Genomic DNA, 12,055 nt, shown 5'->3' on the forward strand with positions numbered 1-12,055 from the left:
CCGCTCGCAGGCACAGTGCCAGACTGGGTGGATGACGTCAGGCACCGAAGCTTCTGTCCCGTCCGTCGAGCAACTGCGCGAGCGGGTGCGCGCTGGCATGCCCCGAGTCCGTGACGAGTTGGCCACGCTGGTGGCCTTCCGCTCCATCGCGGACCCGGAGCAGGCGCCCCCGTCCGAGTGTCGTGCAGCTGCGGAATGGGTGCGCGACGCTTTCCGCGATGTCGGCATCACCGACGCCGAGTTGTACGACACGTCCGACGGCTCGGCCGCCGTCATCGGCCGTCGACCCGCTGCACCCGGCGCACCGACGGTGTTGCTGTACTCGCACTACGACGTTCAGCCTGCCGGCGACGAGTCACTGTGGAACACGCCACCTTTCGAGCTGATCGAACGTGGCGGTCGCTGGCACGGGCGGGGATCCGCGGACTGCAAGGGCAACGTCCTGATGCACCTGTCAGCACTTCGTGCGCTGGCGGACGATGCGGAGGTGGGCGTGGTCGTCGTCTGCGAAGGGTCGGAGGAAACCGGCACCGGTGGCCTCGAAGACCTGGTGAACGAGCGGCCCGAACTGTTCGCGTCGGACATCGTCGTGATCGGTGACACGGGCAACATCGCCGTCGGCACCCCGACGTTGACGACATCTCTCCGCGGAATGGCGATCATTCGCGTCGACATCGAAACATTGAACGGTGCAGTCCATTCCGGAATGTACGGCGGGCCGGCGCCCGACGCACTGGTGGCGTTGATCGCCGTTCTCGCGTCCCTGCACGACGAGCACGGGAACACGACCATCGACGGTGTCGACGGCACCGGGACGTGGCAGGGCGCCGACTACCCGATCGACCGCCTCCGGGACGACGCGGGAGTGCTCGACGGTGTCGACCTCACCGGCAGCGGCAGCATCGCCGACCATCTGTGGGCGCGGCCGTCGGTCACCGTCATGGGTATCGATTGCCCGCCCGTGGTCGGGAGCGCCGCCGCTGTCGTTCCGCGAGCGTCCGCCCGCATCGGTCTGCGCATCCCGCCGGGCATGGATGCCGAACGGACACGAGACCTTCTGATCGCCCATATCGAGAAGGCGTCACCGTGGTCCGTGCGCGTGAACGTCACGCCCGACGCGGTGGGTGCCCCGTTCTCCGCGCGGACGGACGGCCCCGCGTACAGCGCGCTGCTCGGCGCACTCGGCGACGCCTACGGTCAGCCCGTGCAGTTCGCGGGGCAGGGAGGCTCGATCCCGCTGTGCACTGCGCTGCAGCGGGCCGTGCCCGACGCGGAGATGGTCCTGATGGGCGTCGAGGAGCCCCTCTGCACCATCCACGCGCCGAACGAGAGCGTCGACCCGACCGAGATCGAGAACATAGCCGTGGCCGAAGCCGCCTTCCTCAGCAGAGTGCCGGGGGAGTGGCGGCTCAGAGCTTCAGATCGCGGATGAGCTTGGCGACGTGGCCGGTGGCCTTCACGTTGTACTGAGCCACCTCGACCTTGCCGTCGGCGTCGATGACGAACGTCGACCGGATCACACCGGTGACGGTCTTGCCGTACATCGACTTCTCGCCGAACGCGCCCCACGCCTGCAGAGTCGACTTCTCCGGGTCCGACAACAACGGGAAGGTCAGACCCTCCGCGTCACGGAACTTCGCCAGCTTCGCGGGCTTGTCGGGGGAAATTCCCAGCACGTCCAGGCCGGCGTCGTTCAGCTGAGCGAGGCTGTCGCGGAAGTCGCAGGCCTGCTTCGTGCAGCCCGGTGTCCCTGCGGCGGGGTAGAAGTACACCACCACGCGCTTACCGGCGTAGTCCGCCAGCGAGACGGTGTTGGCGTCGGCGTCGGACAGGGTCAGATCGGGAGCGGCATCGCCGGCGGAGAGTCTCGAGTTCGCGGTCACGCCACCAAACCTATCTCGACACCTCACAGTCGGAGGAGCGAGCCGGACGGCGTGCTCTAGGCTCGTGAGTCAACCGCACCAGTTCTGCACAGACGCTCACCCGGGAGGGCTTTCGTGGCACGCAACACCGACAACATCGAGCGCGACATCGAGGCCGCACGCGACCAGCTGGCGTCGACGCTGGACGAGCTCAGCGTGCGCGCCAACCCCAAGCGCCTGGTGGAGAACACCAAGCGCAGCGTCGTCAGCACCCTCAACGAGCCGGCAGTGAAGTTCTCGCTCATCGGAGTCGGAGCTGTCGTCGCATTGCTGGTGATCCGCAAGATCGTCAGCTGAGCATCCGCGCAGGTCAGTGACTCGATTTCACTCCCCGCGCGCCAGGTGTTAATGTCTTTCACGCACCAAGGAGCGCACGTTGCTCCGACCATGCGCCTATAGCTCAGTTGGTAGAGCAAGTGACTCTTAATCACTGGGTCCGGGGTTCGAGTCCCTGTGGGCGCACCAAAAAGGGCCCCTGATCAGCGGTTATGCTGAACAGGGGCCCTTCTGGTTTGGGTGCCACTCACTACTTATTCATGACTTTCAACTCGAAACTCGCGTGTTCGGGCCTGCAGGCGAAGATTTGCGCTGCATTGCTGCTGGTCAGGGCGTCGCGTTCGTGTCTGTACTGGGTCCAATAGACCGTGTGATTAAGAGTCGTGTAGCCATGGGCGTCCACCACGGCGCGGTCACCGGCCCGCTCTGCACTCGGAACACAGCACGTGTCGAGGGCAGGTTAAAGGACCGTACCTGGTCCGCTAATGACGGCGCCCTTGCAGTGCCATAGCCGGTCAGCGAACCGTCGCACGCTCCACCCGAGTCTGGCGGGATACGCGCGAAGGGGTTGACGTCGATGACTTCGGTGGTGACGGCTGCCTGGATCGCTTCCTTTAGTCGGCACCGCGACCTGAAGTGGCACACCAGACTGAGCCTCAGTCGGGAAGCCGGTACAGCGGTGAGGCAAAGGCGCAGCGCGTGCGACCCCTCCGTTCGTCGGGATAGAATCACGTGACGCAACAGAGGCGTCGAGTATCGTCGGCGTTGTGAGCACCGAGAACGCAGCCTCCGGCAAGCTGCAACCATTGTTGGTGTTGGGGAAGATAACCGAGATTCTCGATGCGTTCTCTTTCGATCGCCCGTCCATGACGCTAGGGGAGTTGCACCAGACCACGGGCATCCCGACTTCGACGGTCCAGCGGTTGGTGACGAACATGGTGCAGCAGGGGTTCCTCGACCGCAGTGGTGATCAGATCCGTATCGGTGTGCGGATGGCGTACTGGGCAGCGACGTCGATGAAAGATCTCGATATTCTCTCGGTGGTCAACCCGGTTCTCAAGAACCTGCGAGACGTGACCACGGAAACGGCCTGCTTCTTTCGCGCGGAACAGAATTACCGTGTGTGTGTAGCGATCGCCGAGACACGCCATGCGTTACGCCGAGACATGTACGTGGGCAAAGTGATTCCACTGAATGCAGGATCGGCCAGCCGCGTGCTGCTCGCTTACGATCCTGAGTTGGCTGAACGAGTGCTGGCGGACAAGCTGGAGTCGATCACAGATCTGACGATCACCGAGACTGGTCGACTTCGGGAACTGGTGCAGCAGGCACGGTCGGACGGTTACGCGATCTCGACCGGCGAGCGGGAGACCGGCGCATCGGGTCTGTCTGCGCCGGTGTTCAATTCCGCCGCTGAGATCATCGGGGCGGTGCTGGTCAGCGGGCCCACAGTGCGCATGCCTCAGGAAAAGTGCGAGGAGTGGGTGGACCTGGTGGTCTCCCACGCTGAACAGATCACTCGCACACTCGGCGGCAGGTACCCTGCATCCGTCTGAGACCGCGTCACGCTCGTGCCTCGACCTATCGGGCTCAGCGGAAGTCATTGCTACGAGTTGGCTGCGACGTAGCCGTCTCACGTGAACGCGCCGGCTCCTCCCTTGCGAGCCGCCGACAGCGGTTTTTCGACAACGCGCCTGGTGTCGAGACCACCCTCGCCGGGTAGGGCCGCGGTTCATAGCACCGCGGCGGCTCGAATTTAATCGTACGAGATACCTCTTCCCGTCGGGGCCTCATGGTCGGCCGGACGCATTCACGGTGACGGTTGCGGCCTCCCGTCCATGAGGCCTGCCAGTCCAACGATCCGAAAACTGACAGGGTCTTGCTCACAAGATGAATCTATGCCCATAATGTGAGCGACAGTGTGGCGCATCACACCCGCATTAGGGCATGACGGCACTCACAACTCGTAGGAAGTTCCCCAATGTCCGACATGTGGATCGTGATCAACACCGCGGTGGCAGTGCTCGCGGTGGTCGTGTTCATCGTTCGTTTTCATTTCAACCCCGTCATCTCGCTGGTTCTCGGCGCGGCGTACCTGGGTCTGGCCACCCAGCTCGGTGTGTCGGCGACGGTGGACACGATCACCGGAGGCTTCGGCGAGATCATGGCCGAGGTCGGCCTGCTGATTGGGTTCGGAGTCCTGATGGGCTCGGTGCTGCAGGAGATGAACGCCATCCAACGGCTGGTGGGAACGTTGTTGCGCACGTTCGGGCCCAAGCGGTTGCCCTACGCCTTGTCCCTGACCATCGCCACCCTTCTGCAGTCGATCTTCCTCGACGTGCTGCTGGTGATCTCGGCGCCGCTGGCCCGCAATGTCGCTCCGAAGATCGGTAAGTACGGCACTGCGCGGATGGCCACGGCGCTGGCCATCGCCCTCGAGTGCGGCATCGTCTTCATGGTTCCCGGCGTCGCAGCCCTGGCCCTCGCCGGACTCCTCGGAGTCCCCCTCGGCAAGATGATGATCTACGGCTTCGTGCTGATCGTCCCCGTGGTCGTACTCTCGGTCGCCGTCATGTCCTTCGTCTTCCGCCACGGCTGGTGGAACGAGGACAAGGACGAGCAGCAGATGAACATTATCGCGGCGCCGACCGACACCCCGACCGACGATGACACTGTCGGTACCGGCGAGTCGCCGGACGCGGCCGGCACCGGTGCCGGCCGGGGAGGGGCTGTCGCCGAGAAACTGCGCACCGAAAAGCAGACACGCCTGATCGTCCTGCTCTCGCCCCTGCTGCTCTCCCTCGTACTCATCGCCACCGGAGCCGTCCTCGAAGTCGCCGAGACATCCCAACCCATAATCGAATTCATCGCCAGCCCCGTCATCGCGCTCCTCATCGGCCTGGTCGGTACCTGCCTCATCGGCCGCTATCATGTCGGCCAGAAACGCGTGGAGGAGGCGCTTGCGCGTGGCTTCGCCGAGAGCGGGCAGATCCTGCTTCTCACCGGTGTCGGTGGCTCCCTCGCCGCGATGATCAACGAGGCCGGTCTCGGCGACATCCTCGGTCAGTATTTCACCGCCAACACCGCCGCGCCCCTGCTGATGGTCTGGATCATCGCTGCCGCGCTACACGTCGCGGTCGGGTCGGTGACCATCTCCGCCATCACTTCCGCCGGCATTCTCGCTCCGGTCGCGCCGCTCATCGGGCTCGATCCGGTGTTCATCGCGCTCGCCGCCGGTGCCGGATCCCTGTTCGCCGTCCACGTCACCAGCAACACGTTCTGGCTGCTCCAGTCCCTGATGGGCCAGAGCACCCGAGGCACCCTCAAGACCTGCTCGGTAGGCGTCTCGGTCGCCTCCGTCATCGCCATCCTGCTGATCATGCCCATGAGCTTCGTGCTGTGAGCGCAGAAGGGAACACCATGAACGACACCGATCTCCCCCTGAGCGGGATACGAGTTCTCGAACTCGGCAATTACATCGCGGCGCCCACCGCCGCACGCATGCTCGCTGACTTCGGCGCCGAGGTCATCAAGGTCGAGCGACCCGACACCGGCGACGAACTGCGTAACTGGCGCCTCTACTCCGGCACCACCTCGATGCTCTACCGCACGATCAACCGCAACAAGAAGTCGATCGTGCTCGATCTGCGCACCGAGCAGGGCCGACAGGACGTGCTCGACCTCGCCGCACAGTGCGATATCGTCCTGGAGAACTTCCGGCCCGGCACCCTCGAGAAGTGGGGACTCTCGCCAGAAGTGTTGAGCGAGAACAACCCCGACCTCATCATCACCCGCATCTCCGCCTTCGGGCAGACGGGGCCGATGTCCGAGCGCCCCGGCTTCGCTGCCGTCGCCGAAGCCTACGGAGGATTCCGCAACCTCGTCGGCGACCCCGACCGACCACCGGTGCGCGTCGGAGTATCGATTGGTGACTCCATCGCCGGCCTTTACGCCGCCTTCGGCTGCGTGATGGCCCTGTTTCAACGCCAGACTGCGAAAGGTGAACTGTCGCTGCAGCAACGCTCGATCGATGTCGCACTCAACGAGTCGATCCTGTCGATGATGGAATCGCTGATCCCCGACTACCTCGCCTACGGTGTCGAACGTGAACGCGTCGGTGGCCGCATGGAAGGCATAGCGCCCTCGAATGCATACCCGTGTAACGACGGTCAATCGATCATCATCGCCGGCAACGGCGACGCCATCTTCCAGCGCTACATGGACACCATCGAGCGTCCGGACCTCGGGGCGGACCCGGACCTGGCCACCAATGCCGGTCGGTGGAACCGCCGCGACGAACTCGATGCGGCCATCGGCGCATGGACCGCGCTGCACTCACGCGCGGAAGCACTGGCGATCCTCGACGCCGCCGGCGTCCCGTCCGGACCGATCTACACCGCCGCCGACATCGTCGCCGATGAACAGTACAAAGCCCGCAACATGATCCAGAACTTTCCCGTCGATATCGGAAGCACCGACCCGACCGACGTGGGGTTCGTCGGCATCGTTCCCGTAATCGGTGGCGCCTCGCTGCCCATCAGATCGGTAGGACCCGACCTCGGCCAACACACGCAGGAAGTTCTGTCGACGCTGCTCGGCAGGACCGACGAGGAGATGACCGCATGACCGACACCTTCACCCCCACCGCCGAACTCCGCGACGTCACCTTGCGCGACGGGCTGCAACTGACCGGCAAAATGCTTTCGACCGATCGCAAACTCGGGGTCGTCCGGGATCTGCTGACGGCAGGTGTGCCCGCCATCGAGATCGGCTCGCTCGCCCGCCCGGACAAGGTCCCGCCGATGGCCAACACCCTGGAAGTGATCCAGGAACTCACGGCCGAGGAACTGGAACGTTGCTGGGTCTGGGTCGCGACACCGCGACACGTGGACAAGGCCGCTGCCGCCGGAGCCCGCAACTTCCAGTACTGCTTCTCCGCGTCCGATTCGCACAACCAGGCGAACATCGGACGGACCACCGACGCCAGCCTCGCTGCCATGCCCGATGCAGTCGACATTGCTCGCTCAGTTGGCGGGCAGGTCGAACTGTGCATCGCCACCTCCTTCACCTGTCCCTTCGAAGGCCGGATCAGTGAGGAACGAGTACTGCAGATCGCGAACGACGTCCGCGCCCGAGGCGCAGTGGACATCGTCGTGTGTGACACTCTCGGCCAAGCCGTTCCCGCGCAGGTGTCCTCACTGATTCGACGCGTCGCGGCGGAGAGTCCGGAACGCAGAATCGTATTCCACGGCCACGACACCTGGGGACTCGGCGTGGCGAACACCCTCGCGGCCATCACTGCGGGAGCCACTCTCGTCGACGGCGCACTGGGCGGACTCGGCGGATGCCCCTTCGCGCCCGGCGCCAGCGGCAACACCTCCACCGAGGACATCCTGTTCGCCACCCGGCCGGACTGGTTCACCCCCAACATCCTCGCGAGTCTGGTCCACCTGTCGGAGAAGCTCCTCGCCGAACTCGGCGAACCCATGCGATCGAAGGCAGTGCAGGGCGCCCGGTCCACGGCCCGAGCGTTCGAATGGGTCATATGAGCGCCATCCTGGTGACCACGCCGCTCCCTCGGCCCGGCATGACACTGCTCACCGCGGATCCGGACATCCACGTCGATGTCCGTCCGATGTCGCCGCCCGAGCTGGCGGACGCATGCGCCTCCGGCAACTACTCGGTGGTGGTGGCCCAACTGCGCGACCGGTTCGACGCCGAACTGCTGTCCGAAGCCCGTCTGACCGGAATCTCAAACTACGCTGTCGGGTGCGACAACATCGACGTCTCGGCGGCCACCGCACAGGGAATAGTCGTCGCGAACACCCCCGGTGTCCTCACCGATGCCACCGCCGACATCGCACTGCTGCTCATACTGGCCACCGCACGGCGCGCCGTCGAAGCCGACACCTACGTACGTGCCGGGCGCTTCCGCGGATGGGAACCGGAGCTACTGCTGGGCAGCGATGTGTCCGGCTCGGTACTCGGGCTCGCCGGCTTCGGCCGCATCGCCCGCGCCACCGCGGAACGCGCGCTCGGCTTCGGCATGACCGTCAACTTCTGCCCTCGCCCACCCGGCGACAGACCGGTCACCGACGAGGAACTCGGATCCCTTGCCGACCGTGTCCACCACGTCGGCTGGGACGACCTCGTCGCCGACAGCGACTTCCTGTCCCTGCACGTCCCGCTCACCCCGGCCACTCACCACCTCGTCGACGCGAATGTCCTACGTGCCATGAAGCCGTCGGCGATCCTGATCAACACCGCCCGCGGACCGGTCGTCGACGAGGCCGCACTCGTCGTAGCCCTTCGCGACGGCGATATCACCGCAGCCGGCCTCGACGTCTACGAAGCGGAACCCGACCTCGCTCCGGGACTAGCGCAGGCCGACAACGCCGTCCTGCTCCCGCACCTCGGGAGCGCGACCGTGAAAGTGCGGGCGAAGATGGCAACGCTGTGTGCGGAGAACGCGGTTGCCATGGCAAACGGGGTGCTACCACCCCATCCGGTCAACAGCGAAGCCTGGTCTCACGGCGTCGGCGAGATGACGGACGCCGACGTCCTCGGACGACCGTCCACAGCCTTGCCGTGACAGCAGCTCGAATGGCGGCGCAGCACGCCGGCCGAGTTCGGTTCGAGGGCATTCGTACAACACAAATTTGTCAGTCGAAGGGATAGTCGTTGTTTTCCAAGGTGTTGGTGGCCAATCGCGGCGAGATCGCGATCCGAGCGTTTCGTGCGGCGTACGAACTCGAGGCGCAGACGGTGGCGGTGTTCCCGTTCGAGGACCGCAATTCGGTGCACCGTCCGAGCGTTTCGTGCGGCGTACGAACTCGAGGCGCAGACGGTGGCGGTGTTCCCGTTCGAGGACCGCAATTCGGTGCACCGGACCAAGGCCGACGAGGCCTACGAGATCGGCGAGCCGGGCCATCCGGTCCGCAACTACCTCTCGGTGGATCTGATCGTCGATGCGGCGAAGCGGTCGGGTGCCGACGCGATCTACCCGGGGTACGGGTTCCTGTCGGAGAATCCGGAGTTGGCGGCGGCGTGCGCGGAGGCGCGCATCACGTTCGTGGGCCCGTCGGCGCAGGTGCTGGAGCTGACGGGCAACAAGGCGCGGGCGATCGCGGCGGCGAAGGACGCCGGGCTGCCGGTGTTGGCGTCCTCGGAGCCGTCGACGGACGTCGATGCGTTGGTGGCGGCGTCGGAGTCGATGACGTTCCCCGTGTTCGTCAAAGCGGTCGCCGGCGGCGGTGGCCGCGGGATGCGGCGCGTCGCGGAGCCGTCGGGGTTGCGAGAGGCGATCGAGGCGGCGGCGCGCGAGGCGGAGTCGGCGTTCGGTGATGCGACGGTGTTCCTGGAGCAGGCGGTGGTCGAGCCGCGCCACATCGAGGTGCAGATCCTCGCGGACACCCACGGCAACGTGATGCATCTGTTCGAGCGGGACTGCTCGGTGCAGCGTCGTCACCAGAAGGTGGTCGAGCTGGCGCCGGCGCCGAACATCTCGGACGAACTGCGTGCCCGGTTGTGCAGTGACGCAGTGGCGTTCGCGCGGAAGATCGGGTACTCGTGTGCGGGCACGGTGGAGTTCCTGGTGGACCGGGACGGCAATCATGTGTTCATCGAGATGAATCCGCGGNGTGGCGTTCGCGCGGAAGATCGGGTACTCGTGTGCGGGCACGGTGGAGTTCCTGGTGGACCGGGACGGCAATCATGTGTTCATCGAGATGAATCCGCGGATCCAGGTCGAGCACACGGTGACCGAGGAGATCACCGATGTCGACCTGGTGCAGTCGCAGTTGCGGATCGCCTCGGGGGAGTCCCTCGAGGATCTCGGGTTGCGGCAGGAAGACATCCGAATCCGCGGTGCGGCGATGCAGTGCCGCATCACGACCGAAGACCCGGCGAACGGGTTCCGCCCGGACACCGGCCGCATCACCGCGTACCGGACCCCGGGCGGTGCCGGGATCCGTCTCGACGGCGGGACCACGCTGGGTGCGGAGGTGTCGGCGTACTTCGACTCGATGCTGGTGAAGCTGACCTGCCGTGGACGCACGTTCGAAGATGCGGTGGCGCGGTCGCGGCGCGCGTTGGCGGAGTTCCGCATCCGCGGTGTGTCGACGAACATGTCGTTCCTCCAGGGGGTGCTCGCCGATCCCGATTTCCGGGCCGGTCATGTCACCACCTCGTTCATCGAGGAACGCCCGAACCTGCTTGCTGCGAACATCTCCGGGGACCGGGGGACGAAGATCCTGCGGTACCTGGCCGATGTCACCGTCAACTCCCCGCACGGGCGGCGCCCCACGGAGGTGTATCCGCGCGACAAGCTCCCCGCGACCGACCTGAACGCTGCCCCGCCGGCAGGATCGCGGCAGCGACTGCTCGAGTTGGGCCCCGACGGTTTCGCGCGGTCGCTGCGGGAACAACGCGCACTGGCGTTGACGGACACAACGTTTCGTGATGCACATCAGTCGTTGCTCGCCACGAGGGTTCGCACCACCGGCCTGCTGGCGGTGGCGCCGCATGTGGCGAGGTTGACGCCGGAGTTGTTGTCGATCGAGTGCTGGGGCGGTGCGACGTACGACGTGGCGTTGCGGTTCTTGCACGAGGATCCGTGGGAGCGGTTGGCGGCGTTGCGGGAGGCGGTGCCGAACATCGCCCTGCAGATGTTGCTGCGCGGGCGTAATACCGTCGGCTACACCCCGTACCCGGAGCGGGTGACGACAGCGTTCGTGGAGGAGGCGGCGGCGACGGGTGTGGACATCTTCCGCATCTTCGACGCGCTGAACAACGTCGACCAGATGCGCCCGGCGATCGACGCTGTCCGTGAGACGGGCACGACGATCGCCGAGGTGGCGATGTCGTACACCGGTGACCTGTCGAACCCCGGCGAGAAGCTCTACACCCTGGACTACTACCTGCGGTTGGCGGAGCAGATCGTCGACGCCGGAGCGCACGTGTTGGCGATCAAGGACATGGCGGGGCTTCTTCGGGCGCCGGCGGCGGCGACGTTGGTGTCGGCGCTGCGCAAGAATTTCGACCTGCCGGTGCACGTGCACACCCACGACACTCCGGGTGGTCAGTTGGCGACGTATCTGGCGGCGTGGGAGGCCGGGGCGGACGCTGTGGACGGGGCGTCGGCGTCGATGGCGGGCACGACCAGACCGGGGCTCACCGCAGCCGGCTACGCCTGCAGAAGAGTGAAGGATGGCGGCGTGGGAGGCCGGGGCGGACGCTGTGGACGGGGCGTCGGCGTCGATGGCGGGCACGACCAGTCAGCCGGCGTTGTCGGCGATCGTCGCGGCGGCGGCGCACACCGAGCGGGACACCGGGTTGGATCTGGCGGCGGTGTGCGATCTGGAGCCCTACTGGGAGGCGATCCGAAAGGTGTACGCCCCGTTCGAGTCCGGGCTCCCCGCCCCGACCGGCCGCGTCTACACCCACGAGATCCCCGGTGGGCAGCTGTCCAACTTGCGTCAGCAGGCCATCGCGTTGGGGCTGGGGGACCGGTTCGAGGACGTGGAGAAGGCGTACGCGGACGCGGACCGGTTGCTGGGCCGGTTGATCAAGGTGACGCCGTCGTCGAAGGTCGTGGGCGATCTGGCGTTGCACCTGGTGGGGGCGGGGGTGTCGATGGAGGACTTCGCGGCGGATCCGGGGAAGTTCGACATTCCCGATTCGGTGATCGGGTTCCTGCGCGGTGATCTGGGCACCCCGGCCGGYGGGTGGCCGGAACCGTTCCGCACCACCGCGTTGGMRGGGCGCGGCGCCGGGCGTGGGGAGGCGACGTTGACGACGCAGGACGAGGTGCTGCTCTCGGGCACGTCGGCGGAGCGGCGTGATCGGCTCAATCATCT

The 12,055-nt window shown here is 65.9% G+C and carries 9 protein-coding genes, 1 tRNA gene and 2 pseudogenes; 11 read left to right on the forward strand and 1 reads right to left on the reverse strand.

The window, feature by feature from the left end:
- Positions 1 to 31: 31 nt before the first annotated feature.
- On the forward strand, positions 32 to 1,432 hold the full coding sequence (locus ASG64_RS21000) for a dipeptidase (RefSeq protein ID WP_056076461.1): 1,401 nt from the start codon (positions 32 to 34) through the stop codon (positions 1,430 to 1,432).
- Here ASG64_RS21000 and bcp read toward each other — a convergent pair.
- The gene (gene bcp / locus ASG64_RS21005) at positions 1,410 to 1,883 is read right to left on the reverse strand and encodes a thioredoxin-dependent thiol peroxidase (protein WP_056076464.1); all 474 of its coding nucleotides are present in this window, start codon (positions 1,881 to 1,883) and stop codon (positions 1,410 to 1,412) included. The genes ASG64_RS21000 and bcp overlap by 23 nt on opposite strands.
- Positions 1,884 to 1,997: 114 nt before the next feature.
- Between bcp and ASG64_RS21010 the strand changes: the two genes are divergently transcribed.
- From ASG64_RS21010 to ASG64_RS22270, 10 genes and pseudogenes are all read left to right on the forward strand, one after another.
- The gene (locus tag ASG64_RS21010; protein WP_042575143.1) at positions 1,998 to 2,219 is read left to right on the forward strand and encodes a DUF3618 domain-containing protein; all 222 of its coding nucleotides are present in this window, start codon (positions 1,998 to 2,000) and stop codon (positions 2,217 to 2,219) included.
- A gap of 92 nt (positions 2,220 to 2,311) precedes the next feature.
- Positions 2,312 to 2,387: transfer RNA gene (locus ASG64_RS21015), tRNA-Lys, on the forward strand.
- A 578-nt stretch (positions 2,388 to 2,965) separates the two neighbouring features.
- Positions 2,966 to 3,754, forward strand: a complete 789-nt coding sequence (locus ASG64_RS21020; RefSeq protein ID WP_056076467.1) for an IclR family transcriptional regulator — start codon at positions 2,966 to 2,968, stop codon at positions 3,752 to 3,754.
- Between the two features lie 425 nt (positions 3,755 to 4,179).
- Positions 4,180 to 5,601, forward strand: coding sequence for a GntP family permease (locus ASG64_RS21025; RefSeq protein ID WP_056076470.1), 1,422 nt, complete (start codon positions 4,180 to 4,182; stop codon positions 5,599 to 5,601).
- Between the two features lie 17 nt (positions 5,602 to 5,618).
- Positions 5,619 to 6,824 (forward strand): CaiB/BaiF CoA transferase family protein, encoded by a 1,206-nt coding sequence (locus ASG64_RS21030; protein ID WP_056076473.1) that lies wholly within the window; start codon positions 5,619 to 5,621, stop codon positions 6,822 to 6,824.
- Positions 6,821 to 7,747, forward strand: a complete 927-nt coding sequence (locus tag ASG64_RS21035; RefSeq protein ID WP_056076478.1) for a hydroxymethylglutaryl-CoA lyase — start codon at positions 6,821 to 6,823, stop codon at positions 7,745 to 7,747. Before ASG64_RS21030 ends, ASG64_RS21035 begins: the two co-directional genes overlap by 4 nt.
- Positions 7,744 to 8,790, forward strand: a complete 1,047-nt coding sequence (locus ASG64_RS21040) for a 2-hydroxyacid dehydrogenase (protein WP_056076482.1) — start codon at positions 7,744 to 7,746, stop codon at positions 8,788 to 8,790. Before ASG64_RS21035 ends, ASG64_RS21040 begins: the two co-directional genes overlap by 4 nt.
- A gap of 201 nt (positions 8,791 to 8,991) precedes the next feature.
- The coding region (locus ASG64_RS22175) for an ATP-binding protein (protein WP_442971175.1) at positions 8,992 to 9,837 on the forward strand (846 nt) is incomplete at its 3' end.
- Between the two features lies 1 nt (position 9,838).
- Positions 9,839 to 11,344: pseudogene (locus ASG64_RS22180) on the forward strand (ATP-binding protein); the annotation flags it as partial.
- Positions 11,345 to 11,456: 112 nt separating this feature from the next.
- Positions 11,457 to 12,055 (forward strand): annotated as a pseudogene (locus tag ASG64_RS22270) (pyruvate carboxylase); the annotation flags it as partial.

It is taken from the genome of Rhodococcus sp. Leaf247, from assembly GCF_001426185.1.
GTDB lineage: Bacteria > Actinomycetota > Actinomycetes > Mycobacteriales > Mycobacteriaceae > Rhodococcoides.